Annotated in this window: 23 protein-coding genes; 8 read left to right on the top strand and 15 right to left on the bottom strand. The window is 56.2% G+C overall.

Going from position 1 to position 25579, the window contains the following annotated elements; all coding sequences use genetic code 11:
* Positions 1-409: 409 nt before the first annotated feature.
* A complete protein-coding gene (locus tag BM225_RS08930; protein ID WP_072709128.1) occupies positions 410-826 on the bottom strand; it encodes a GlcG/HbpS family heme-binding protein in 417 nt (138 codons plus the stop codon).
* Positions 827-838: 12 nt separating this feature from the next.
* Complete coding sequence (locus tag BM225_RS08925) at positions 839-2968, bottom strand: malate synthase G (protein WP_072709126.1); 2130 nt, start codon at positions 2966-2968, stop codon at positions 839-841.
* Between the two features lie 98 nt (positions 2969-3066).
* Here BM225_RS08925 and BM225_RS08920 point away from each other — a divergent pair, with 98 nt between their 5' ends.
* Positions 3067-3852: an IclR family transcriptional regulator gene (locus tag BM225_RS08920; RefSeq protein ID WP_072709432.1), complete on the top strand. Its 786-nt coding sequence runs from the start codon at positions 3067-3069 to the stop codon at positions 3850-3852.
* Here BM225_RS08920 and BM225_RS08915 read toward each other — a convergent pair.
* On the bottom strand, positions 3840-4748 hold the full coding sequence (locus BM225_RS08915) for an endonuclease/exonuclease/phosphatase family protein (protein WP_072709124.1): 909 nt from the start codon (positions 4746-4748) through the stop codon (positions 3840-3842). The genes BM225_RS08920 and BM225_RS08915 overlap by 13 nt on opposite strands.
* A gap of 433 nt (positions 4749-5181) precedes the next feature.
* Here BM225_RS08915 and BM225_RS08910 point away from each other — a divergent pair, with 433 nt between their 5' ends.
* A complete protein-coding gene (locus BM225_RS08910) occupies positions 5182-5862 on the top strand; it encodes a hypothetical protein (protein ID WP_072709122.1) in 681 nt (226 codons plus the stop codon).
* Positions 5863-5977: 115 nt separating this feature from the next.
* On the opposite strand, the gene ilvD is transcribed toward BM225_RS08910, so the two are convergent.
* On the bottom strand, positions 5978-7816 hold the full coding sequence (gene ilvD / locus BM225_RS08905; RefSeq protein WP_072709120.1) for a dihydroxy-acid dehydratase: 1839 nt from the start codon (positions 7814-7816) through the stop codon (positions 5978-5980).
* A gap of 641 nt (positions 7817-8457) precedes the next feature.
* On the opposite strand from ilvD, the gene BM225_RS21560 reads away from it, so the two are divergent.
* Entirely contained in the window at positions 8458-8907 is a 450-nt protein-coding gene (locus BM225_RS21560; protein ID WP_143095358.1) for a hypothetical protein, read from the top strand.
* A gap of 37 nt (positions 8908-8944) precedes the next feature.
* On the opposite strand, the gene gyrB is transcribed toward BM225_RS21560, so the two are convergent.
* From gyrB to mutM, 9 genes are all read right to left on the bottom strand, one after another.
* A complete protein-coding gene (gene gyrB / locus BM225_RS08895) occupies positions 8945-11362 on the bottom strand; it encodes a DNA topoisomerase (ATP-hydrolyzing) subunit B (protein WP_072709117.1) in 2418 nt (805 codons plus the stop codon).
* Between the two features lie 78 nt (positions 11363-11440).
* Complete coding sequence (locus tag BM225_RS08890) at positions 11441-12061, bottom strand: LysE family translocator (protein WP_072709114.1); 621 nt, start codon at positions 12059-12061, stop codon at positions 11441-11443.
* A complete protein-coding gene (locus BM225_RS08885) occupies positions 12058-12474 on the bottom strand; it encodes a VOC family protein (protein ID WP_072709112.1) in 417 nt (138 codons plus the stop codon). Before BM225_RS08885 ends, BM225_RS08890 begins: the two co-directional genes overlap by 4 nt.
* Positions 12471-13574, bottom strand: coding sequence for a DNA replication/repair protein RecF (gene recF, locus BM225_RS08880; RefSeq protein ID WP_072709110.1), 1104 nt, complete (start codon positions 13572-13574; stop codon positions 12471-12473). The genes BM225_RS08885 and recF overlap by 4 nt, the downstream gene beginning before the upstream one ends.
* 91 nt (positions 13575-13665) lie before the next feature.
* Positions 13666-14784: a DNA polymerase III subunit beta gene (gene dnaN / locus BM225_RS08875; protein WP_072709108.1), complete on the bottom strand. Its 1119-nt coding sequence runs from the start codon at positions 14782-14784 to the stop codon at positions 13666-13668.
* Between the two features lie 112 nt (positions 14785-14896).
* Entirely contained in the window at positions 14897-16279 is a 1383-nt protein-coding gene (gene dnaA, locus BM225_RS08870) for a chromosomal replication initiator protein DnaA (protein ID WP_072709106.1), read from the bottom strand.
* Positions 16280-16739: 460 nt separating this feature from the next.
* Positions 16740-17003: a 30S ribosomal protein S20 gene (rpsT, locus tag BM225_RS08865; protein ID WP_072709104.1), complete on the bottom strand. Its 264-nt coding sequence runs from the start codon at positions 17001-17003 to the stop codon at positions 16740-16742.
* A 112-nt stretch (positions 17004-17115) separates the two neighbouring features.
* A complete protein-coding gene (locus tag BM225_RS08860) occupies positions 17116-17892 on the bottom strand; it encodes an enoyl-CoA hydratase (protein ID WP_072709102.1) in 777 nt (258 codons plus the stop codon).
* Positions 17893-17955: 63 nt separating this feature from the next.
* Positions 17956-18807 (bottom strand): bifunctional DNA-formamidopyrimidine glycosylase/DNA-(apurinic or apyrimidinic site) lyase, encoded by an 852-nt coding sequence (gene mutM, locus BM225_RS08855; RefSeq protein WP_072709100.1) that lies wholly within the window; start codon positions 18805-18807, stop codon positions 17956-17958.
* A gap of 87 nt (positions 18808-18894) precedes the next feature.
* Between mutM and ubiE the strand changes: the two genes are divergently transcribed.
* Together ubiE and ubiB are read left to right on the top strand one after the other, a co-directional pair.
* Positions 18895-19650 carry a bifunctional demethylmenaquinone methyltransferase/2-methoxy-6-polyprenyl-1,4-benzoquinol methylase UbiE gene (gene ubiE / locus BM225_RS08850; RefSeq protein ID WP_072709098.1) on the top strand — a complete coding sequence of 252 codons (756 nt, stop codon included), beginning with the start codon at positions 18895-18897 and terminating at the stop codon, positions 19648-19650.
* 3 nt (positions 19651-19653) lie between these two features.
* Complete coding sequence (ubiB, locus tag BM225_RS08845; protein ID WP_072709096.1) at positions 19654-21186, top strand: 2-polyprenylphenol 6-hydroxylase; 1533 nt, start codon at positions 19654-19656, stop codon at positions 21184-21186.
* Here ubiB and BM225_RS08840 read toward each other — a convergent pair.
* Together BM225_RS08840 and BM225_RS08835 are read right to left on the bottom strand one after the other, a co-directional pair.
* A complete protein-coding gene (locus BM225_RS08840) occupies positions 21183-21839 on the bottom strand; it encodes a flagellar hook capping FlgD N-terminal domain-containing protein (RefSeq protein ID WP_072709094.1) in 657 nt (218 codons plus the stop codon). The two genes, ubiB and BM225_RS08840, sit on opposite strands and share 4 nt — an antisense overlap.
* 3 nt (positions 21840-21842) lie before the next feature.
* Positions 21843-23348 carry a flagellar hook-length control protein FliK gene (locus tag BM225_RS08835; protein WP_072709092.1) on the bottom strand — a complete coding sequence of 502 codons (1506 nt, stop codon included), beginning with the start codon at positions 23346-23348 and terminating at the stop codon, positions 21843-21845.
* A gap of 93 nt (positions 23349-23441) precedes the next feature.
* Here BM225_RS08835 and BM225_RS08830 point away from each other — a divergent pair, with 93 nt between their 5' ends.
* From BM225_RS08830 to BM225_RS08820, 3 genes are all read left to right on the top strand, one after another.
* The gene (locus BM225_RS08830) at positions 23442-23714 is read left to right on the top strand and encodes a rod-binding protein (RefSeq protein ID WP_072709090.1); all 273 of its coding nucleotides are present in this window, start codon (positions 23442-23444) and stop codon (positions 23712-23714) included.
* Complete coding sequence (locus tag BM225_RS08825; RefSeq protein WP_072709088.1) at positions 23711-24028, top strand: hypothetical protein; 318 nt, start codon at positions 23711-23713, stop codon at positions 24026-24028. The genes BM225_RS08830 and BM225_RS08825 overlap by 4 nt, the downstream gene beginning before the upstream one ends.
* 186 nt (positions 24029-24214) lie before the next feature.
* Positions 24215-25564 (top strand): flagellin, encoded by a 1350-nt coding sequence (locus tag BM225_RS08820; RefSeq protein WP_092464186.1) that lies wholly within the window; start codon positions 24215-24217, stop codon positions 25562-25564.
* Positions 25565-25579 lie beyond the last annotated feature (15 nt).

The raw sequence follows: 25579 nt of genomic DNA, 5'->3' as shown, positions 1-25579 counted from the left end.
TTCCCAACCTTGATCAAAGCTTACGGTTTATTTGGGACGGACCAATGGCATTACCCTTGTTTTAAAGGCTATTTTGGGGTTTCATTCGGACAGGACCTCCCCATTTGCATAGCATTTCTGGCCAATTAAGGCAGCATTTGAGGGGCATCTCTCACCATTACAGACGAGCCAATACAGCGTTGGGATAAGTGCAGCCACATTCGGGATGGGCTTATAAACTTAGGGGGAATTAATACGACCCGACGAATGTATCCGACTACGTAGTTCGCGCAAAAGTGTTAATTCAGGATTACGTATTTCGCCAAAATTTTGAGCAAAATGCGGCAGATGAAGGTTTCAAGAGCCTCAAACGAAAAGCGGCCCCCAAAACGGGAGCCGCCAAATTTTAACTACTTTTCGAGCGATCTGATCAGATACCCAGCGCAGTGATTCCCGCCTGAGCGACCTCCATATCCTGCGCGGGCGTACCCGAACTGACACCGATTCCCCCGACGCACGCGCCATCGACCATGACCGGAAGGCCGCCACCAACAACCATCAAGCGACCGCCAATGGCGCTGTTAATCCCGTGGGTTGGACCCTCGGGCTGGCTAATCGCGCCGTATTCGTGAGTCGCCTTCTTGGCGCCCGACGCGGTAAAGCTCTTGTCGATCGCGATAGTGGTGCTGGTGACTTTGCCACCGTCCATGCGTTCGAACGCGATCAGGTTGCCGCCGTCATCGGTGATCGCGATGCACATGGGCACGCCGATCTCCTCGGCTTTGGCGCGGGCGCCAGCGAGCATCTTGGTAGCGTCTGCCAAATCCAAGCGTTGTACTGTCATCATGTTCGTCTCTCCTTAGCTTGCTTTGGCCACGCGGCGCGCTGCGTGCAGAAGCGGTTCGGTATAGCCCGAAGGTTGCTCGGCCCCCTTAAACACCAAATCGCAGGCGGCTTTGAACGCGGGACCGTCGTAGGCTGGGGCCATGGCGGTATAAGCAGGGTCGTTCGCGTTCTGAGCGTCCACCTTCAGCGCCATGCGTTTGAGCGAGTCCAGAACCTCTTGCTCCGAGCAGATGCCGTGCATCAGCCAGTTCGCCAAATACTGAGAGCTGATACGGAGGGTTGCGCGGTCTTCCATCAGGCCAACGTCGTTGATGTCCGGCACCTTGGAGCAGCCGATACCCATGTCGACCCAGCGCACAACGTAGCCAAGGATCGACTGGCACGAGTTGTCCAGTTCCCGAGTGACTTCGGCATCGGACAGGTTGCGGCCAATCATCAGCGGCGGGGTGAGCAGCGCATCGCGGCTAGCCTTCTCGCGACCTTTCAACTCTTCCTGCAACGAGGCCACATTCACCTGATGGTAATGGGTCGCGTGCAAAGTCGCAGCCGTGGGGCTGGGAACCCATGCGGTGTTTGCACCGGCTTTGGGGTGGCCGATTTTGACCTCCAGCATTTCGGCCATCGCGTCGGGCTTGGCCCACATGCCTTTGCCGATTTGGCCCTTGCCGTCCATGCCAGCGATTAGGCCCGCGTCCACGTTCCCGGCCTCATAAGCGGTCAGCCAAGCGGCATCCTTCATTTCACCCTTCGGGATCACAGGACCCGCATACATTGAGGTGTGGATTTCGTCGCCAGTCCGGTCAAGGAAGCCAGTGTTGATGAACACGCAGCGCTCTTTGACTTCTTTGATACAGGCCAAAAGGTTCGCCGAGGTGCGCCGCTCTTCGTCCATCACGCCAAGTTTCACGGTGTTGCGCGCCAGGCCAAGGATATCTTCGACGCGCCCGTACATCTCGTTGGCAAAAGCCACCTCTTCAGGGCCGTGCATTTTGGGCTTAACGACGTAAACTGAACCTGCGCGCGAGTTGTTATTCGCCGATTTCGCCAGATCGTGCATCGCGGCGGCCACAGTCACTGCGGCGTCCAGCATGCCCTCGGGGGTTTCTTGTCCATCCAGCAGCACTGCGTCGGTAGTCATCAGGTGGCCCACGTTCCGGACCAACAGCAGAGCACGGCCGGGGTGGATGGCAGGCTTGCCCTCGGGCGTCAGGTAGGTGACATCAGGGTTCAGCGTGCGGGTCAGTTGTTTCCCGCCCTTTTCAAAGCTCTCTGCCAAGTCGCCTTTCATGAGCCCCAGCCAGTTGGCATAGGCAACGCACTTGTCCTCGGCATCCACGGCCGCAACCGAATCTTCGCAGTCTTGAATCGCGGTCAGAGCACTTTCCAGACGGATATCAGAGATACCTGCAGGATCGTCCTTGCCGATGGTCGAGTTAGGGTCGATCACGATCTCGATCAGCAGACCATTCTGGCGCAGGAACACGTTGCCGCGCTCGTTGTAACCAGCCAGCTGTGCGGGATCAGCCAGAGCGGCTTCAGCACCGCCGACTGTGGCCACCAGCGCACCATCGCGCACCTCAAGTGCCTGAACGTCAGCCCAAGAGCCATTTGCCAGCGGGGTCGCTTTGTCTAGATGTGCACGCGCCCATGCGATGACCTGAGCACCGCGCGCCGCATCATAGCCTTTGCCCTCGGGCTGGCCTTCGATAGCGTCGGTGCCATACAGCGCATCATAGAGCGAGCCCCAGCGTGCGTTGGCCGCGTTCAGGGCAAAGCGTGCATTCATCACAGGAACCACCAGCTGCGGTCCGGCGATGGTTGCGATTTCAGGGTCAACGTTCTGGGTATCCACGATGAACGGCGCGGGCTCATCCACGAGATAGCCAATCTCTTTCAGGAACGACTGATATTCAGCTGCATCGATCGTCTGGCCCTGACGCTCTTTGTGCCAAGCATCAATCTGCTGCTGCAGATCATCGCGCTTGGCCAAAAGTGCGGCGTTCTTGGGCATCAGGTCACGCAGCATCTGCGCATAGCCCGACCAGAACACGTCGTGGGTCACGTTCAACAGCACTTGCTCTTCGATCAGTGCGGCCAGCGGTGCGGCCACCTGCAGACCTTGGCGCTCAACATAATTGGTCATGGCGTCCTCCATTTCTGAGAGGACAGATAGCGCGCTGTCTCGAAATGCGTGACAAATGGAAAAAGGTTTTTCACAATGTGGAAAACACGAGGTCGAAAATGAAAAGCCCCAAAGATGGTGTCCAGTCAGTTAGCCGCGCTCTAATCTTGCTGCAGGAATTAGCGCGCTCGGATGATGGGTTGCGGGTTTCTGATCTGGCGCGGACCACGGGCTTGGCTGTATCGACCGCCCACAGATTGCTGACCACGCTCGAACAACATGGTTTTGCGCAATTCGAGCCCGAGACAACACTGTGGCATGTGGGCAGAGAGGCATATGCCGTTGGTTCCGCCTTTGGTCGGCGGCGTAACTTTGTGGCGCCCGCGCTGCCGTTTCTCAAGCGACTCCGAGATGTTACACGTGAAACGGCCAATTTGGGCATCCTCGATGGCAACCAGCTAGTCACTATCAGTCAAGTCGAGAGCCGAGAGATCATGCGCGCCATCTCGAACCCCGGCGGTCAAGTGCCCGTGTTCTGCAGTGGCATGGGCAAAGCGATCGTCGCGACATGGACGGATGAAGACATCAAGGCGCTTGCAGAACGCGCTGGCTTGCCGCCGATGACCTCGAAAAGTTTGCGATCCATGGACGAGGTTTTCGTCGACATCCACAGAACCCGAGAACGTGGATATGCTCTGGATGACGAAGAACACGTGACCGGCCTACGTTGCGTCGCGGCCGAGGTGTGGTCCCCCCAAGGCGAGGCGGTGTGCGCAATCAGTGTCAGCGGATTGGCCGCCCGGCTCACCGATGCGCGACTTGATTCGATTGGACAACAGATCCGCAAGGCCGCGAACGAACTCACCCAACAGCTGGGGGGCACGCCACAGAATCACTCAAGGTAAACGTCGGAGAGCAGCGGATAGTGATCCGATGGATACTCGCCTAGGAACTTCTGCCGCACGACAACGGGCGTGGTCGCCAAGCGGATGTTTTCGGAAAAGCCCATGTGATCGATTGCGGCAAACAAATGCAAACCGCGATTGAAGTGAAAGGTAGATCCAGCGATCTGCGGAATATTCAAACCACGACGTGCCAAGACGCGCAGGGGCCGCATCCCGTCCCACGAATTGAAGTCGCCCATCAGAACCACGTGATCCCCATCCGCCATCCAAGGGTCGATGTGCTGGCTGATCAATTCAGCCGATTTACGGCGGTTTTTCTGGTTACAGTAGTCGAGGTGCATGTTCACGACACGCAGCGTTTGGCCTGTCGCCTTCACCCGCAGCTTCACCCAAGATGCGAAGTAGGGATAGCCGCCGATCTCGCAGGTGTGGCGCATCCGCTTATATGTCTCGGGAAAGGCAAAGGACCCCTCGTCAAGCAATTCAAACCGGCTTGTGCGGTAAAAAATAGGCTGGGTCATTGGGCAATAGGTCCAGTCCCCGCGCGCGGCATAGCTATACTCGGGGTTACGTTCGAGCAGATAGTCACGTGCGAGATTGACCTCATCACCATTCTCAGAGGCGAAGCTTTCCATCTCTTGAAAAGTGATGATATCCGGCCCGATCGCGCGAAATGCCGTGTTCAAGGGCTCTTTGCGGCGATGCCAATCCTCAATCGACCACTGACCGGTTTCTTCCTGCAGCTTGATGTAATGCACGTTATATGTGGCCAGCCGGATCGAATTTTCCGGCTGCGGAGGAATCGGGTGCTTCTCTGAGTGGAGCCAGTGCGATGCCGAAACCAGTACCAAGAGCAGCACAATCGCCCCAAGAATCACCCCTATCGCTAAAATCATATCCCTCGCCACCGCTGTTGTAAGTCGTTCGGTGGCTTAACTACCCAACACGCATAGCGTTCCATTCAAACGCGCATCAATCTTTGCCATGTCTCGGGTACACGACTTCGATGGGGCACAACGCGACTTCTGCGCGAGATACATCTTTTGATGTATTTTCAGCAAAACGTCTGACTACATCCTTCGGTCTACATTTAGCCATCTGAGCAAGTCGTAAGTCTCGCCATAGGTATATATACGTCCGGACGGACACCGAGGCTCCCCTTCGCGCCATTCCCCTTAGTCGAAAACGCAGAGGCTCTCACCAATGGCGGTCGGGCAATCCCTGTGGAAACCCATCAATATAAGGCTACTCCGGCAGCCAAGACATTGACCGGAGCGGGTTGGGCCCGCTGGGACCGACCCTCCTTGAAGCCAATTGAAGGGGACTGTCATGTTCGGGACCGCCACGAAGATCACCATAAAAGCTGCCATGATGTTAGCTGTAGTTTCTGGTTTGGCAACTCCGGCATTTGCGGCGAAACCACCCTCGGCGCGCCAGCTTGCGCAACTCTGCGGTCAGGCGCCAATCGTGAGGGTTGTCGAAAACATTCGCCAGCCCGTCGTGACCACCCGAAAACCAGCAAGCTACAGCAAAAAAATCAAAGCAGGCTGGCGGATCCAAGGTCTGGCAGAGCTAAAGCGATCCTTCAAAGCGAACTTCCAGTGGGAAATGCTGAATACCGCTGCGGGGTCATGCCTACGGATCAAATCGGTCCAAGTGCAAACCGGCGTGATACAGCCCCAGATCTGGATCAACCCCCGCATCCGCCGCAACAGCTGCGAGTATAAAGTCACGTTGAACCATGAACTGCAGCATGTGCAGAACCACAACGCCTATATTCGCCAATTCAGCAACGATGTGCGTCGCAATCTGGCCTCTCGTCTGCGGAATAAGAGTGGTATGGTGATCAATGCAGGCACCGACACCCGCGCCGCCAAAGACATCCTGATGCAGCGCACAATGGACATCCTCTACGCGTCGAACCGTAGTTTTGACGCCATCGCAGACTCCAAAGATCGTGCGATGGACACCGAAACGAACTATCGCCGCGAATACAACATCTGCCGCTGAGGCACGAGATTACCCAAGGCTTCGACGTTCCCTCGTACCATTACGAAGCCCAAACTAAAGCCCCGTCGCACTCTCGTGGACGGGGCTCTTTTTTGCATATCACTTGGCGAAGGACTTATTCCGGAAGGACGCGTACCGCGCCCTTGTCGGCGGACGATGCAAAGGCGGCGTAAACCTTCAGCGCTTGGCTCACCTTGCGCTTGCGTGTCTCTTCAGGTTTCCAGCCCGCTGCATCCTGAGCCGTACGGCGCGCAGCCAGTTCGACCTCGTCCACTGCCAGATTGATAGTGCGGTTCGGGATGTCGATTTCGATGATGTCGCCGTCACGCACCAAGCCGATGGTGCCGCCAGCAGCCGCTTCGGGCGACGCATGACCGATCGACAGCCCAGACGTGCCACCCGAGAAGCGACCGTCAGTGATCAGCGCGCAGTCTTTGCCCAGACCTTTGGATTTAAGATAGCTGGTCGGGTACAGCATTTCCTGCATGCCCGGACCACCTTTGGGGCCCTCGTACCGGATCACAACAACTTCGCCAGCCTTTACCTGATTGTTCAGGATGCCATAGACAGCGCTGTCTTGGCTTTCAAAGACCTTGGCGGGACCGGTGAACTCCAGGATCGACTCGTCAACGCCCGCAGTTTTCACGATGCAGCCATCAAGTGCGATATTTCCCTTCAGTACGGCCAAGCCGCCATCCTCGGAGAAGGGCGCTTCGACCGAGCGGATCACACCGCCGGTTCGGTCGGTGTCCAGATCAGGCCAACTGCTGCTTTGGCTAAACGCGGTCTGCGTTGGGACACCGCCGGGTGCGGCGAGGAACAGCTCGCGCGCTGCATTGTTTTGCGACACAGCGATATCCCATTGGTCAATCGCGTCGCCCAATGTCGGCGCATGAACAGTCGAACAGCTGGTGTCGATCAGTCCGCCGCGGGCCAGTTCGCCAAGAATACCGATGATGCCACCAGCACGGTGGACGTCTTCCATATGGACGTCAGCCTTGTTCGGCGCGACCTTGCACAGGCACGGCACCCGGCGCGACAAAGCGTCGATATCGTCCATAGTGAAGTCCACACCACCTTCGATCGCGGCAGCAAGGATGTGCAGAACGGTGTTGGTCGAACCGCCCATTGCGATATCCAGCGCCATCGCGTTTTCAAACGCAGACTTGGTGGCGATGTTACGAGGCAGAACACTCGCGTCATCTTCATCATAGTAACGCTTGGTGATCTCAACGATGCGGCGGCCAGCTTCGAGGAACAGGTTTTTCCGAGCCGAGTGGGTGGCCAATGTTGAACCGTTGCCAGGCAACGACAGCCCCAAGGCTTCGGTCAGACAGTTCATCGAGTTCGCGGTGAACATACCAGAGCACGAACCGCAGGTCGGGCATGCCGCTTCTTCGATCGCCATAAGGTCAGAGTCAGAGACTTTGTCATCCGCTGCTGCAACCATTGCGTCTACGAGGTCCAGTGATACTTCGCGCCCGTCGCCCAAAGTCACTTTGCCCGCTTCCATCGGGCCGCCCGAAACAAAGATCGCGGGGATATTCAGGCGCATAGCAGCCATCAACATGCCGGGCGTGATCTTGTCACAGTTCGAGATACAAACCATGGCGTCGGCGCAGTGCGCGTTCACCATGTATTCAGTGCTATCTGCGATCAGTTCGCGAGAGGGCAGCGAATAAAGCATGCCATCGTGGCCCATCGCGATGCCGTCATCAACTGCGATCGTGTTGAACTCTTTCGCAATGCCGCCAGCTGCCTCAACTTCGCGGGCAACCAACTGCCCAAGATCCTTGAGGTGAACGTGACCGGGCACAAACTGGGTAAAGCTGTTGACGATGGCAATGATCGGCTTGCCAAAATCAGTGTTCTTCACACCGGTTGCACGCCAGAGGCCACGGGCCCCTGCCATGTTACGGCCGTGGGTGGTTGTACGTGAACGATATGCGGGCATGTCTTTCGCTTTCAGTCTAGCTATCGCACAGACACCTGCACCCCAGAGACGGAAAAATCAACCACAGGCAGCCCGAGTCCAACGCAAATTGATGCGATTTTCTGACCAACAGGTTCCCAAAAATTGCGCTGCACTGCGGAAATGCGACGCATTATTTCAGATTTGCGCTGCGCCCCCTCGTTCCTAGCGACCGGAAACACAAAGGAAATCCACATCTCTGCAAATTCAATTTAACTATTTTGTCGCTCATTGGAACTTTCAGATCGTTAGTTGCGTCTATAAACCATAGGTAGTTATCGGTTTCCTGTCATAGAGAGAACAAAAACAACCAAGGGAAATTGGCTATGCACACGCCAAAGAGCAAGTTCCCTAACGATTATACCTTTTGCATGACGCAGCGCGACACGCGCGACCTTGATTTCGGCACTGTTCTACGAACGACGTTTTTCATGTTGGCGTTGCTCCTGTCGTCCGCTCCCACCTTTGCGTGGTCAGCACAGAAACTCAGTCCTTCGCTTAGTGCGCAATGCGCACGCGCGCCGCAGGTCATCATACGCGCCCAATCTACCCAAGCCAAAATCGTTCGAAATCAACCAACTGGAGCACGCTCTGCACTGAGAGCGGGTTGGAGGATACAAGGCTTGACGAAATTCGACCGCGATACCCATGTGACGTTCCAATGGGAAAAAATTCGCGATCGGTCAGGCTCCTGCATCAGAGTAAAGGAAATACAGGTGATGATAGGGGAGCACCAACCTAATATTTGGCTCGCGCCTTCGATCACCCATAACGCATGCCTCAGGGAAGTCGTCCTTGCGCATGAGCTAGAGCATGTCGCCCACCACAAAACTTACTCTGATCAGCTCAAACGCGCGCTCAACCGTAAATTGCGATTTCTGATCCGCGGCAGAATGCACTTGCCGCTTGCAAGTTCAACTTCCGAGAGTGCTGCGAAAAAGGAATTGGAGCGGCGTGCGAAGCTCGCAGTTCTAAAATTGCAAAAGCCTTTGGAGCATGCTGCACGCCAGAAAGACAGACGCATAGATACCCCCCAACATTACGCACAAGAACTTGCGAAGTGTGGGCTCTAGAAACAAAGGGCGGTGACTGTGCACCGCCCTTTCTGATTTAGAAGTCCAGATTTTCAACGCTAAGTGCGTTCTGTTGGATGAACTCGCGCCGCGGTTCGACCACATCCCCCATCAGCTTGGTAAACAGATCGTCGGCTTCGGCCACGTCGTCAATTTTCACCTGCAAGAGGGTCCGCGCATTTGGGTCCAGAGTTGTTTCCCACAGCTGCTCGGGGTTCATCTCACCCAGACCTTTATAGCGCTGTAGCGACAGGCCTTTCTCGCCTTCACTCAGGATCGCGTGCAACAGGTCAAGCGGACCGTAGATCATCTGCGACCGCTCTTTGCGCCATAACTTCGCGGGCTTGCCGTACACGTCCTGCATCGACTCAGTCATGGAGCCGACGCGGCGCGCTTCGCCCGACCGCAAAACGGGGCCATCGAGGGTCCGCGCCTCTTCGACGCCGCGCAGAATACGGCTCAGGCGCATGCCACGGTCCTGCGTCGGGCGCCCCTGCCATCCACGCTCATATTCCAGCGCAATCATGTCCAGACGCGCAGCCACGGTGTCACACATGCCCTGCAGGTCCGCATCAATCGCACCCGGGACAAAAGCCCCAGCGATCGCCGCTTGTTCCAGAATGTGGCGAGGATAATGGGTCGGGAAGGCATCGAGGATGCGTTTGACCGAACGGGCTTCTTCGACGACGCGGACCAAATCCTGCCCCACGATCTCTTCGCCGTTGCCCATGCGCAGGCTCGCGCCATCGACGCCCTGCTGGATCAAGTAATCCTCCAGCGCGGGATGATCCTTGAGGTAAACCTCTGATTTACCACGCGCCACTTTGTAGAGCGGTGGCTGCGCGACATACAAGAAGCCGCCCTCAATCAATTCTGGCATCTGGCGGTAGAAGAACGTCAGCAACAGCGTCCGAATGTGCGCACCGTCAACGTCAGCGTCGGTCATGATGACGATCTTGTGGTACCGCAGTTTGTCGATGTTGAACTCGTCACGGCCAATGCCAGTGCCAAGCGCCATCACAAGGTTACCAATTTCCTGACTGCCAAGCATACGATCGAAACGGGCACGTTCGACGTTCAGAATTTTACCGCGCAAAGGCAGGATCGCCTGCGTGCCGCGGTCACGACCTGTCTGTGCAGAACCGCCCGCCGAGTCACCCTCCACCAAGAAGAGTTCAGTTTTGGCCGGATCTTTTTCCGAACAATCCTTAAGCTTGCCTGCAAGGAAGTTCACATCCATCGCGGTCTTGCGGCGTGTCAGTTCGCGCGCCTTGCGCGCTGCTTCACGGGCCAAAGCCGCCTCAATAATTTTGCCCACAACTTGCTTGGCGATGTTCGGGTTTTCCTCGAACCATTCGGCCAGCTTTTCGTTCATCAGGCTCTCAACCGCGGGACGCACTTCGGAGCTGACCAGCTTGTCTTTGGTCTGAGAGCTGAACTTCGGGTCCGGCACTTTGACCGACAAAACAGCCGTCAAACCTTCGCGCGCATCATCACCAGAGAAGGTGACTTTCTCTTTTTTGGCGATGCCAGAGGTCTGCGCATAGCTGTTGATGGTCCGCGTCAGGGCACCACGGAAGCCAGCCATGTGGGTGCCGCCATCGCGCTGAGGGATATTGTTGGTAAACGGCAGCACCATCTCGTTGTAGCTGTCGTTCCACCACATCGCGACTTCGACGCCAATGCCATCCTTTTCACCGGTCATAAAGATCGGCTCTTCGATCATCGCGGTCTTACTGCGGTCGAGATATTTCACGAACTCGCGCACACCGCCTTCGTAGAACAACTCGGTCCGCAGGGGCTCCGCAGGACGCTCGTCCTCTAGGATAATCCGCACACCGGAGTTCAAGAATGCCAGCTCGCGCAGACGGGTTTCCAGCGTTTTGAAGATGTAATCAAGGTTCGAGAAAGTATCGGTCGAAGCAAGGAAACGCACCTCTGTGCCCTTCTGCCCCTCGGCGTCGCCGACAACGCGCAAGTGCTCGGCAGTCTCGCCGCGTACGAACTTGGCATAATGCTCTTTACCATTGCGCCAAATGCGTAGCTCTAACCAATCGGACAGAGCGTTCACGACCGAAACACCCACGCCGTGCAAACCCCCAGAGACCTTGTAAGAGTTGCTATCAAACTTACCGCCAGCGTGCAGTTGGGTCATGATAACTTCGGCCGCGCTCACGCCTTCTTCGGCATGCATATCGACGGGAATTCCACGCCCGTTGTCACGGACAGAAACAGAATTATCGGCATGGATTTTCACGTTAACGGCGGTCGCGTGACCGGCTAACGCTTCGTCAATGCCATTGTCCACGACCTCGTACACCATGTGGTGCAGACCGCTGCCGTCATCGGTGTCCCCGATATACATGCCAGGGCGCTTGCGAACAGCATCCAAGCCCTTGAGAACTTTGATAGAATCGGCGCCGTATTCTTCCGGTCGCTGAGTGGTATCGGACATGCAGGGTTCCCCTTGTTCTTTGTCCTAGGTTTTACAAGTTCTTGCGAGCAATGTCACGCAAATGACCAACATATTGCGCTACAGAACGGGAATGACACAGCCGACCAGAACGAGCAGCACACCGGCAATCTGGTTGGTGCGTTTCAGCGCCTCGGGGCTCTGAAGGAGGCGGCGTGCCCGCCCGACGAAGCCCGCCAAGATGAGATTCCCAATGAGCGGCACGCCCGCCGAAATCAAGCAGACTGCCGCGATGTCCAGACCCGTCACATTCGAGAGATCAAAGAAGCCTGGCAGCATTCCCATGTAAAACAGAATGGCTTTTGGATTACCCATGATCGCCGCCAAACCAGCCACGAAGCCCGCCCAAGCACCGGGGCGTGTCAATCGGCTGTCCGCACTAAGCAAGGTATCCGCCTTGCGGATCAAGCCGACGCCCATAAGGATGAACACAACCGCCGCCACGTAGCGCAGCGCGATCAGCAGACCGTCATAAGTCTGCACCACCCACGCGACCCCCAGAATGGCAAGCAAGGGCCATAGGACGTCCCCGATCACAACCCCCAAAGCCAAGGGCCACGCTGCCCCGAATCCGCCTGACAGAGCGCGGGCAACCATAGCAACCCACACCGGTCCTGGGGTCAAAAACAGAACGAACAAAGCACCTGCGTACAAAAGCAGATCAACACCAGTTAAACTCATGCAAGCTTACCTTCGTCATCCAAAACCCAAAAAGGGTTCATCGCGTATTCCCAGACGTGGCCATCTGGATCAGCCACGGTGCCAGAATACCCGCCCCAAAAGACTTTAACCGGCGGCTTGCAAGCTGTTCCCCCAGCGGCCAGAGCGGCGTCGTAGGCTGCATCAACCTCTGCTTCTGTCGCAAAGTTCTGGGCCAAGCTCATTGCCCCTGTCCCCAACGACTCAATCGGTCTTCCTAAATCCTCAGCCAAACCTGCCTTGTCATAAAGCCCGAACTTCATTCCACCCATGTCAAAGAAACAAACGCCTGCCTGCGCCTCTTCCGCAATCCAACCCAATGCCTCGTAATAGCTGCGCGCTCGCGCAAGATCAGAAACAGCAAGGGTGACCAGCGTAATCCGGTTCGCTTTCATGGGAAAAACCTTTCATCAATATGGCTAACGCCAGCCTCTTCGCTGACCTCGAAATACTGCGCGCGGTCACCAAATTCCGTAAACAATTCAGGCCCTGTTCCAGTCATCCAAGCCTGAGCCCCCAAGGCGCAAACTTCGTCGTACAAAGCCGCACGCCTGTTCGCATCCAAGTGCGCTGACACTTCGTCGAGCAAGAGGATAGGCGGCGCCCCGAAATCCTGCGCCAAGGCCCGTCCGTTCGCCAAAATCAATGAAATGAGCAGCGCCTTCTGCTCTCCGGTTGAACAGTCCTTGGCTGGCACAGACTTGGCGGCATAGGTGCCTTCTAAATCCGTTCGATGCGGTCCCACAAGCGTTCGCCCCGCCATCAAGTCACGTCCACGGCTTTCCGCAAAAGCCAATGCCAGATCCTGCGGCCAAACATCTTCAGCCTCGACCAAATCCAGATCAGCCACGGGAAACGCCGTCTCGGCCTCGCGTTGCGCCGCAGAAACACGGGCAAGTGCGAGTCGCCTATTTTCCATCACCTGTGCGCCCGCCTCCGCCATTTGCGCCTCAAGCGCGCCATACCAATACGCGTCGCGCTTCTGATCCTTGAGCAAACGGTTCCGCTCGCGCATAGCCTTCTCGTACACCAGAGACGCTTCGGCATGCGCGGGAAAGAAGCTCATCACCATTCGGTCTAGGAACCGGCGCCGTCCCTCAGCCCCTTCGATCCAAAGACGATCCATAGACGGGACGAGCCACAACACCCGCCCGATCTGCCCCAAAGACAACTGCGCCGCACTCTTGTCATTCAACTTCAGTTGCCGCGCGGCGCCTTTGTCCGACCAGATCTCGATGTCATGATGATCTGCCCCATGCTCGAGCGCGCCCGTCAACTTCCAGCCAAGTGCTTCGGGCCGCCGCGACATCTCCTCTGCACTTGCGCGGCGCATCCCACGCCCCGGCGAGAACAGCGAAACTGCCTCCAGCACATTTGTTTTCCCTGCCCCGTTCGATCCAAACAGTGCCACCGGTCGCCCATCACAAACCACCTCCGCTCGCCTATGCGAACGGAAATGCGACAACCGCAAATGACTGAGGAATAAGCCCTTCATCCTGGCCCTAAATACCCCCGCCGGAGGCACCGCCGGGCCTTGAGGCCCGGGAAATACAGTGCGAGGCCCCGCAGGGCCTCGCTCATTCAAATCATACGCGCATCGGCATCACGACATAGATCGCCGAGGTGTCGTTGCCCTCGCGCATCAATGTGGGATCGCCCGATGAGTTGAACATGAAGACTGCATTCTCGCGGTCTACCTGACTTGCAATCTCAAGTAGGTATTTAGCGTTAAAACCAATCTCCAATCGCTCGTCCGCATAGGCGACGACCAGCTCTTCCTCCGCCGCACCGCTGTCAGGCGCATTCACAGACAGAACCAGTTTGTCTTCTTCCAAAGCCAGCTTCACAGCTCGCGAACGTTCGCTGCTGACTGTCGCCACACGGTCGACAGCTTTAGCAAAATCACCAGCATCTACCTCCATACGGCGGGTATTCCCCATCGGAATCACGCGCGTGTAGTCAGGGAAGGTGCCATCGATGACTTTTGACGTCAGCGTAATGGTCGGCGTAGCAAAGCGCACCTTGGTTTCGGAAACCGAAACAGTGATTTCGGCCTCGTCATCGTCCAGCAGCTTCCGCAATTCTCCCACGGTTTTTCGCGGGACAATCACTCCGGGCATCGCCTCGGCATCTGCTGGTAGAGGCGCATCGATTCGTGCCAGACGATGACCATCTGTGGCGACGCAACGCAGAACGCGGCCTTCTTCGCCTTCGGACACGTGCATATACACACCGTTCAGATAGTACCGGGTCTCTTCGGTCGAGATTGCGAATTTCGACTTATCAAACAGGCGCCGCAGTACGGGCGCGGGCGCAGCAAAGGTCGTCTGGTATTCGGACGATGCCATGACCGGAAAGTCTTCTTTGGGCAGCGTCGCAAGCGAGAACATGGAGCGCCCTGCTTCGACCGTCAGGCGCCCTTTGCCTGCATCGTCGATCAGCGTGACCAACGCACCGTCAGGCAGCTTGCGTACAATTTCGTGCAAAGTCACAGCCGACACAGTGGTCGAGCCAGCTTGTTCTACTTGTGCGGGCGCTTTGTCCACGACCTCGATATCTAGGTCGGTCGCGCGAAAAGAGACGGTGCTCTCAGACGCTTCGATCAGGACGTTTGCGAGGATCGGGATGGTGTTGCGGCGTTCGACAACCGACTGAGCCTGCGCCACTGCTTTGACCAGGACACCACGTTCGATGCTGAATTTCATTCCCTCGCTCCTGTCATTGTCGGGAGCGGTAAGGTACCGTAAATGGCAAGCCGCTCAACCCTTTTTTAGATTTCTCCAAGGGTTTGAGCGGCCCGTCAAGGGTTCCTCGCAATTACGCTTCCAATGCGCGGCGCAAAAGCTCCAGATCTTCGGCCATTTGATGGTCTTTGATCTTCAGCTCTTCGATCTTGCGAACACCGTGCATGACGGTTGTGTGGTCACGACCACCAAAGCGGCGCCCGATTTCGGGTAGCGAACGGGTGGTCATCTGTTTGCACAAGTACATCGCCACCTGACGGGGACGGGCAAAACTGCGCACGCGCTTCGGACCGATCATATCGCTGAGACGGATGTTAAAGTGCTCTGCCACTTTACGCTGAATCTCTTCGACGGTGATCTTGCGATCACTCGCCCGCAGCACATCGGCCAAGCAGTCTTGTGTCAGCTCGAGCGTGATTTCTCGGCCCACCAGCGACGCAAAGGCGAACAGACGGGTCAGCGCCCCTTCTAGAACGCGAACGTTGGTTGAAATGCGGTGCGCAAGGAATTCCAGAACGCCGGGCGCAATCTGAAGCTCGGGGTACTGCAGTTTGTAGGCATCAACCTTGGACTGCAGAATGCCAAGACGCAGTTCATAGTCAGTTGGGTGCAGGTCAACAACCAGGCCGCATTGCAGACGGCTCTTGATCCGGTCTTCCAGATCCTTGATCTCCCCCGGAGCGCGGTCCGCAGAGATGATGATCTGTTTGTTCTGATCCACAAGCGCATTGAACGTGTGGAAAAACTCTTCTTGAGTCGAGTCTTTTCCCGCAATGAACTGGACGTCGTCCACCATCAGTACGTCTACCGAGCGGAACAGCTCTTTGAAGTCCATCATCTTGCGGTCACGCAGCGCCTGAACAAAGCGGTACATGAACTGCTCTGCGGACAGATACACCACGTTTAGATGCGGGGATTTCAAGTGCAACTCCCATGCAATCGCGTGCATAAGGTGCGTTTTACCAAGACCAACACCACCGTACAGGAACAGCGGGTTAAAGCTGACGGGGCCACCTTCGGCAACGCGGCGCGCTGCTGCATGGGCCAACTCGTTCGGCTTACCGACAACAAAGCGGTCAAAGCTGAAACGCGCATCCAGAGGCGCACCGGGCAGATCCATGTCACCGGGGCGGTCGGCCGACACAGGCGTTTCGACCTTATTCGCAGCCGCTGCAGGCGCCGTACCAGCTGCAGCCTGCGCTTTGGCCTGCTGACGCGACGCAACAACGAACTGGATGCGGCGCACTGCAACGCCTGCAGAGTTCATCGAGGACAAAATCGTGTCCGCGTAATTTTGCGTTAAGTAATTGCCCATAAAGTTTGTGGGCACATTAAACGTCGCAATGCCATCATGCAGGCTCTGGAACTGAAGCGGCTCGATCCAGGCAGTAAAATTGTTCTGTCCCAAAACCTGCCGAAGATCCTGACGGATCTGGCCCCATTGTTCTTGCGTCATTCTTCCCGCTCCAAGTCTTGCCGTCTAACTCGACGATCTCATTTGACACGCACACCACTTGCCTGCGCCTACAGGCAAATCGTTAACAAAACGTCACACCTCTTAACCTGCTACCAACAGACAAAAGGGGACTGTCCCGAGACACACACGTTTCTCGGGCACACTCTTTACAACAGTCGTCATGCTCAGAAGAACAGGGCAAAAGGAAACCGTCAGCACCGACAAAATCGGTGCGGTTTCAACTTTCGCATCTTGTTAGAAGATGCCTACCTCTGTTCCCCCAGGGCGATGTGACTCGCATGGATAACTTACCAACTGGCCTGACAGGGCGGCAACTGATCTTCGCTCTTGACGCTGAGATTCACAAAAAGAATCCCTAGAATCGGTCATAGCGTTGATTTTAAACGAAAAAGGGCATCACCGAAGTGATGCCCTTTTGTCAGTCAGACTTTCTGACTAATTATGCGATCGCTTTGACCCGAGCCGACAGACGCGACATTTTGCGTGCTGCGGTATTCTTGTGCACGAGGCCTTTGGTGACACCGCGCATCAGTTCGGGTTGTGCAGCGCGCAGCGCAGTCAGAGCTGCTTGCTGGTCGCCCGATGCGATGGCCTCTTCGACCTTGCGCAGGTAGGTCCGGATCCGCGAGCGGCGGGCCTTGTTAACGGCAAAGCGCCGTTCGTTCTGGCGGGCGCGCTTTTTGGATTGAGGCGTGTTTGCCATGTTGTCTCGGTCCTGTGCTTAGGATGAATTCGTGTAGGAGCGCTCTATAAGGGGCGACTCGCTTGTGAGTCAACGGGGCATCTGTGGAAAAGTGCCCCGAAGCCCGTTTTTCTTAGCGGTCGCGGAACTGCGGCTCGCGCTTTTCGAGAAAAGCGGACATGCCTTCCTTCTGATCTTCGGTCGCGAAAAGTCCGTTGAACAGGCGGCGCTCAAACTGAATCCCCTCGGCCAACGTTGTTTCGAAGCTGCGGTTAACCGCCTCTTTGGCCGCCAGAACGCTGATCATCGACTTCTCGGCGATCTTGTCGGCGGCGCTCATGGCCTCTTCCTTCAGCTTCTTGGCAGGCACCACACGGCTTACCAGCCCTGAACGCTCCGCCTCTTCGGCGTCCATAAAGCGGCCAGTCATGTGCATATCCATCGACTTCGCTTTGCCAACCGCGCGCGTCAGGCGCTGAGTCCCGCCAATTCCTGCGATGACGCCAAGGTTAATCTCGGGCTGGCCGAACTTGGCATTATCTCCGGCAATAATGAAATCGCACATCATAGCCAGCTCACACCCGCCACCCAGCGCGTAGCCGGACACTGCGGCGATCACAGGTTTGCGCGTCTTGGTGATTTTATCGCCCTCGGCGCCAAAGAAATCAGACATGTACATATCGACGAAGGACATCTCGGACATTTCCTTGATGTCGGCGCCGGCTGCGAATGCCTTTTCCGAACCGGTGATGACGATGCAGCGCACCTTGTCGTTCTGATCCGCTTCGGCCAGTGCCGTGGCGAGCTCCCCGAGAAGCTGGCTGTTCAGCGCATTCAGCGCTTCGGGCCGGTTCAGGGTGATCAGTGCCACATGATCGTCGATATCGACGATGATCGTTTCAAAGGCCATTAACCTCGTCCCGTGTTACTTCGATCAGACCGATTCCTTAACAGTGTGAGCCGCTCGATCAAGTTATCTTTGACATGCCGGGCAGTAGAAGCTGGACCGCCCCGACTGCACGATTCGACGGATTTCAGCTTGGCACTCTTGGGTTTTGCAGGTCATCCCCTCTCTGCCATAGACGTCAAAATTGTGTTGAAAATAACCCAGTTCGCCGTCTGCTTGCCTGAAATCCCGCAGTGAAGAGCCCCCAGCAGCGATTGCTTCTTCCAGGACTTGGCGGATGATCGGAACCATCGATCTGACGCGACGTTCCGAAATCGCGCCAGCCTGACGCGCAGGATGAATCCCAGCACGATATAACGTTTCGCATACGTATATGTTACCCAGACCCGCCACGATCTTTTGGTCGAGCAGGGCAGATTTAATCGGCATTTTCCGTCCCTTGAGACGCGCCACTAAATGATCTTCAGAGAAGGCATTGCCCAAAGGCTCCGGCCCCAGACCCGCCAGCCATTTGTGGGAATCGACCTCTGACGTTTGGGCCAAATCCATCGCCCCGAACCGGCGGGCATCGTTGAACGTGATCCGCGCGCCGCCCACCATATTGAGGACAACGTGATCATGCTTTTCCGGTGCGGGGTGTGGATGCGCAAAGGCCCCCACCTGCGCGCCGGAAATCAGCATGCGCCCCGACATGCCCAGATGAATCAGCAGGGTCTCGCCGCCCTCGAGATCACAGAGGATATATTTCGACCGCCGTCGCAGCCCCACAACGCGCTGGCCGGTCAGCCGTTCCGACATATTTACGGGCAGAGGCCAACGTAGATCAGGGCGGTTCACCTGCGCAGATTCGATGACAGTGTCGGTCATCACAGGCTCCAACCCGCGACGGACTGTCTCGACTTCGGGTAATTCGGGCATTGAGTCGCTCCTTCTTGGCAGGGGCTGCATTGTATCGCCCCCGCAGCGCCCTATAAGAAGGGGCAGTAACAAGGACGATCAAGACCCATGAGTACTGAAGACACCCAAGGCACCACCCATTTCGGCTTCCAGACCGTGAACGAAAGCGAAAAGGCAGGACGTGTGCAGGGCGTCTTTAACTCGGTCGCCTCCAAGTACGATATCATGAACGACGTCATGAGTATGGGGATCCACCGCGTCTGGAAGGATGCGATGATGGATTGGCTGGCTCCGCGCCCGAATACGCGCCTGCTGGACGTGGCTGGCGGCACCGGCGACATCTCGTTTCGCTACCTGAAGCGGGCGGGCAACGCCCATGCCACCGTTCTGGACCTAACCGAACCCATGCTGGTCGAGGGCCGCAAACGCGCGGACGCCGAGGCTATGTCGGATTCGCTGGACTGGGTCGTCGGCGATGCGATGAAGCTACCGTTCGAAGCGAATACTTTTGACGTCTACACGATCAGCTTTGGCATCCGGAACGTCACCCGCCCCCAAGAGGCGCTGAACGAAGCTTATCGTGTGCTGAAACCTGGTGGACGTCTGATGGTGCTGGAATTCAGCCAGATCCCAAATAATGCGATGCAGTGGGTGTACGACCGCTATTCATTCAACGTCATTCCGCGCATGGGTCAGATGATCGCGAATGACTTTGACAGTTATCAATATCTTGTAGAGTCGATCCGCAAATTCCCAGACCAAGACACATTCCTTGGTATGGTGCGCAAGGCAGGCTTTGGCAACGCAAAGTACCGGAACCTGTCGATGGGCATCGCAGCCCTCCACTCAGGCTGGAAGATCTGATCAATGCGCGGTCCTCATAATATCCTTCGCCTGATCCGAACCGGTGCCACGCTCGAGCGCACTGGTGCGATGGGGCTGATTCTGGACGAGATGAAAGCACCGAACGCGCTGCGTGTAGTGCTTCGGACGCTTGCTTGGCCCTTCCGCTGGCTCGGCGAAGAGGGTGACCCTAATATGCCCCCTGCGCCGCGAGCGTTGAACGCGCTGGGACCCGCCTACATAAAATTTGGTCAGATTTTATCGACTCGCCCAGATGTCGTGGGTGCGGAAGTCGCAATGCAGCTCCGTGTCTTGCAGGACAAGCTGCCCCCCTTCCCCGTCGAAATTGCCAAAAAAATGGTGAAAGAGGAACTGGGTCGACCTGTCGAAGAGGTCTATTCGGAATTTAGTGAACCACTGGCCGCCGCCTCGATTGCGCAGGTTCACAAAGCGCGTCTGTCCGAAACCGGCGAAGACGTTGCTGTTAAAGTCTTGCGACCCAACGTTGAAAAGGCGTTCCGCCGTGACATTGACGCGTTCTACTTCGCGGCAAAGGTCATCGAATTTTTGTCGCCATCCTCGCGCCGTTTGCGCCCGACCGACGTGGTTGCGCACTTTGAAGGTGTGGTCATGGGCGAGCTGGACTTGCGCCTCGAGGCGAGCGCCGCTTCGGAATTTGCCGATAACACCAAGGATGATGCTGGCTTTACACTGCCGGAGGTCAAATGGGGCTATTCCGGCCGCCGCGTGATGACGATGGGATGGGCCGAAGGTATCTCTCTGGCTGACACCGAAGCGCTCGATCTGGCCGGTCATGATCGCACCGAGCTTGGTGCGCGCGTGCTGCAACTTTTCCTTAGCCATGCCCTCCGAGACGGCTATTTCCATGCGGATATGCACCACGGGAACCTCAAGGTCGCAGCAAATGGCGATATCATCGCCTACGACTTCGGAATCATGGGCAACATCGACGAATACACGCGCCGTGTGTACGCCGAAATTTTGTATGGCTTCATCCGCAAGGACTATCGCCGCGTCGCAGAAGTCCACTTCGAAGCGGGCTATGTCCCCGCGGACCGAGAAGTCGAAGAGTTCGCCCGGGCCCTGCGGGCCGTCGGCGAGCCGATCTTCGGCATGGACGCGACCCGAATCTCTATGGCCAAGTTGCTGGCTTATCTGTTCGAGGTCACCGAACGTTTTGGAATGGAAACCCGCACCGAACTGATTCTATTGCAGCGCACCATGGTTGTTGTCGAAGGGGTTGCGCGTTCTCTCGACCCCCATATCAACATCTGGGAAGTCGCCCGCCCCGTTGTGGAAGACTACATAAAGACAAATCTTGGCCCCAAAGCTGCTCTCAGGGATTTTGCCAAAACGGCCAAGGTTCTGGGTCGTTTCGGCCCTCGATTGCCTGGTCTGGTCGAGGCTGCATTGGTCGCTCAAGCGAACCCGAAGCCAATTCCCCAACCCAAGCGACGACTAAAGGATATCGCAATTGGCGGGGCTGTCGGCGCGGCTGCGGTAGCTGCGGCATGGACCGCGACGAACATCCACTAACGAATCGCAGTCACTTCTGATTCGTAGACGGTCTCCCCGTTCTCGAGGATGAGCGCACTATCGGTCCCGTCGGATTGCACTTGCCGGATCACTCCCCACGTGCGAGCTGAAGTCGTGGAGACCAGTTCGCCAGTGGCGTACCCCTCGATTGCGAATGTATACGTGCCTGCGCCTAGTTGCTGTCCGTCATCGGTCGCGCCGCTCCAATTGATGACTTCTGGAGCGCCATCTAGCGCCCTTCGCCCTACTTCCACGCCGCTATCGTCCCGAATCACAAGCACGTGCGTGTCTGCGTCAACCGAATAGTCGGGCGTCAGTTCAATCGTCCCGCCAGTATACTCAGACGCTGCCGCACTTTGTACAAAACGACCTATCAACTGTGCTTGGCTTGCCAGTCCAGCTTTGCCAAATGCCAACGACAACTCATTCAGATAGTCGTTTGTCTGAACCTGCTGTTCGACTTGAGAGAACGTCGCCAGCTGGACCGCGAAATCTGTCGATTCAACCGGATTTAGTGGGTCCTGATTCTGCATCTGGACCGTCATCATTTTCAGGAATGTCTCAAAATCCGAGGACAGTGCACTGGCGCCTTTGGATGTTTGAGCCGTCGTTGTTTGTACTGAGGCAGTGCTAGAAACATCGGTCACAGACATGGATCAGACCCTTATATCAAGATTTCCCGAGACGATCTCGGAATTCATTAGGCGATTCGCGTGAGTAGCAGCGTCCGACATGTCGTTGCCAAAAGCTTTGGACCGTGATTTCCGCACTGGTTGTTGCGGATTTTGCCCTTCGCGCGCGCTCTGGCCAAAAGATCCACCCTCGAAACGGAAGCGCGGAACAATATCTCCCTGCGGTTTCAGGTCCGAAGACAAGTGTTCGAGATGCCGCTTGATTTGCTCGACCGTCTCGGGCTTCTCAGCCTCCACGATGACGGTCATTCCCTGCTGGTCTTGCTTGAAAGTCAGCTTCATCCGGCCAAGATCAAGCGGCTGAAGCTCGACCTCAATTTTCCCATCCATACCTGTCTGCACAGCTAACCGAACCATTTCTTCGACTTGCGGCAGTGTCAGAACAATTCTGGTTGCTGATACGCTCTGTGTTGCCACAAAACTTCTTGAGACGGTCAGCGGCGTCTCAAATCCGGATAGCGGCTGTATCCGATTCTCTTCCGCCAGCTGTGTTTCCGGAGCCTCAGCAATAAATCTGTCATCCGCACGCTTGGGTGCGGACTTGTTCAACGCAACGATATCCTCTTTTGGCGCGCGCTCTGGCTCTATTTCAGAAGTCGGCAGGCTAAAATCTGATGCACTCTTCTGCGCAAACTCATCGTTCGTACCCACCTGAAACTTAGCCTTTTCCACTTGGCTATTTGCGATGGGCTGGTTGAAAAGGACATTCTTCGCTGTTGTTTCAGACACGGCGTTCCGAGCCATGTTCAAGCCAACATGCCGTAGTGGGCTTTCTCCTATGGCCTCTGCCAAAATTGGAGCCTCTTTACCGACTTGTCTGGTCAGAGCGGCTTCTGCTGCAGAAATGTCACTGAGAGCCGAGCTCGGAGATTTTGACTCAATCGCTCGTGCCAAAGGAAGCTCATTTACAGGCACGGTCCAAGCCTCAGGTGCCTCTTGAACCTCGGTTCCACGTGAAACCAAGCTGCGTGAATGCCGCTCAACCGAACTTTCTGAAATCAGTGGGTTCGTGTCTTCGGGAGTGTCAGCTTGGTGATGCCTATTTGAATCGAAATCATCAACGGGCTGCTCACAGACCTCTCCCTTTTTGTCTTCTGCCTGATCACTCTTTTCAACGGTATCGACATCCGAAAGTCCGATCACATCGACGCTGTTGGCAGGAAATCCGGATTCAGCTCTTATTACCACTGATTTACTCAGCTCATCTGCCCCGAGCACTACCAATTCGCTTGAACCAAAAGCTTCGGTTTCATCGGCAATGTCCTCGAAACCTTGAGCATCTAACGCCATCTTGGACTCGTTCGAGCTAATCGTATCAGACGCTAGTTCGGCCGTGGCAGGGACTATGGCAAGGTTTTCATCACGGCGAAGGATGTCTTCAAAAGAAATCTCGCCACTACTTTTCTCGGCGGCGCCCGCAGAGGTGAACAGCGAATCAAGCAAAGCAATCTGAACCAGAGGTGGAATCATTTCGGCCTCCTAAACCAGGCTCATTGCTTAAAGAGCCAAGGTTACGACTTCTTTACCGACACTTCGCATTCTCTCTGAAAATATGAGGGAAACATGATCCAGATAACTTCAAACACGACCCTGCCCGCTGCACGCCTCAACGAATTGAGAGAGACCGCGCAACAACTAGAGACCACTTTTACGACGGAGATGCTCAAAGCCACGGGCCTCGGGAAACCTGTAGGCGGCCTAAATGGCGGTATCGGTGAAGAGCAATTTTCGAGCTTCCGCCTCGAACAGCAAGCCGCTGCGCTGGTTCAAGCAGGAGGTTTTGGTCTGACCGAGGCACTGTTTCAGTCGCTGGTGCGATCGGAGGGCCAGACATGAGTTCTGCCGAAGCAATTTTGCTCGATATGAAAAACGCTCTCATCTCTGGCAATCTTAATGAACTGAGCGAGATGCAAAGTGATCTCGACTCGCTCGTTGGACTGCTTTCCGACACAGATCCCTCTGAACTGCCGCGCATTCAGGCTTTGGCGCAGCAGACAGCGAAGCTTTTGCAATCTGCGCAGCTGGGGATTCGAGAGGCGCGAAGCCTATACGAAGACATTCAACATCCGGGCTCTCGCATCGTCGTATACCGCGCGGACGGGCAGAGATGCGACCTGTTGATCGGTGGACGCACTACAATTCGTGCCTGATTTTAATAAAGCTCTAGGCACATCAATGTTGGCTTTCATCGCTTGTTAGGAGTTGCCAGCCAGTACTGTAGAGGCATCGCAAGATGGCGCGGCGTAACTGCCGCAACTGTCAGAAAGACATGGAAAATGCCCGATTTGGGCGCATCGTCAAAGGCGTCAAAACGCCATTAGTTTTTAGGGAAAAACATGTCCAGCATCCTGACCAATACCAGTGCAACCGTTGCCCTCCAGACCCTCAAGTCGATCAACAGCGACCTCAACAAAGTTCAGAGCGAAATCTCGACCGGTATGTCGGTTTCCTCGGCAAAAGATAACGCATCGGTCTTTGCCATTTCGAAAGTAATGGAAGCAGATGTCGCCGGCTTCGAAGCTGTCTCTGAGTCGCTTTCGCTTGGCCAGTCCACCGTCGCGGTCGCTGCAAGTGCCGCAGAAGAAGTTGGTGAACTGCTGAACGAGGTAAAAACCAAGATCGTCTCGGCAAACGAAGACAACGTTGACCGCAACAAGCTGAATACCGAGGTTCAGTCGCTGGTAGAGCAAATCACCGGCATCGTCGACTCGGCACAGTTCAACGGCCTGAACATTCTTGATGGCAGCAAAGACGGCAACAGCGGCTTTAGCGTTCTGTCCTCTCTGAACCGTAGCGCAGATGGATCGGTGAAAACCGGTAGCATCAGCTTCGATCCATCTCTGACCAACCTGTCGACCAAAAGCGGTACCGATCTGACCGCAGGCACCAACCCCGCGACCAACCTGACCACCCCGGTATCCTACGCGACCGCCGATATTGGTCCGGATCAGACCACCATTGCAACAATCGCAGGTGCGAACGGGTTTGGTCTGTCGCAGGCTTCGGGGGCTTCTGCCCAGTTTGTGATCGGTGACTTCGAACTGCTGACCTCGGCAGGGGCCGTTGGCGGTGGCGTCGCTCTTGCCGCCAGCGACGTTGACCTGAGCGCAGCAACCGCAGATGACGGTCTAGTAGCTGGCGACAAAGTCTCGCTCACTCTTGGCAACACGGCAGCAACCTACACCATTGGCGTCGGTGACCGGACCGAGGATATCGCGTCCGGCCTGCGTTCTGCTCTGATTGAAGCTGGCCTCGACCAGTCCGAGTTCACGCTGGACACCAACGACAGCACTGGCTCGCTGACCATCGACAACAATACCGAGCAGACTGTGAACGGCTACTTCCAGATCAGCCGTGCATCGGGTGGCCTCGCAGGCCTAGATACGCTTGATGTATCGACTGCCACAGGTGCTTCGTCTGCACTGTCGCGGATCGAGAGCTACATCCAGACTGCTGTCGACTCGCAGGCACAGCTGGGGACCACCGAGAAGCGCCTCGAAATCCAGAGTAACTTCATGTCGAAGCTCGTCGATAGCTTTAACAACGGCATCGGCTCGCTCGTGGATGCGGACATGGAAGAAGCCTCTGCGCGCCTGAAAGCTCTGCAGACCCAGCAGCAGCTTGGCGTTCAGGCCCTGTCGATCGCTAACCAAGCGCCGTCGACCCTGATGACGCTGTTCCGCTAATAGCACTTCGACACG

The sequence above is a fragment of the Donghicola eburneus genome, assembly GCF_900115865.1.
GTDB lineage: Bacteria > Pseudomonadota > Alphaproteobacteria > Rhodobacterales > Rhodobacteraceae > Donghicola > Donghicola eburneus.
This window is presented reverse-complemented; position numbering and strand designations above follow the sequence as displayed.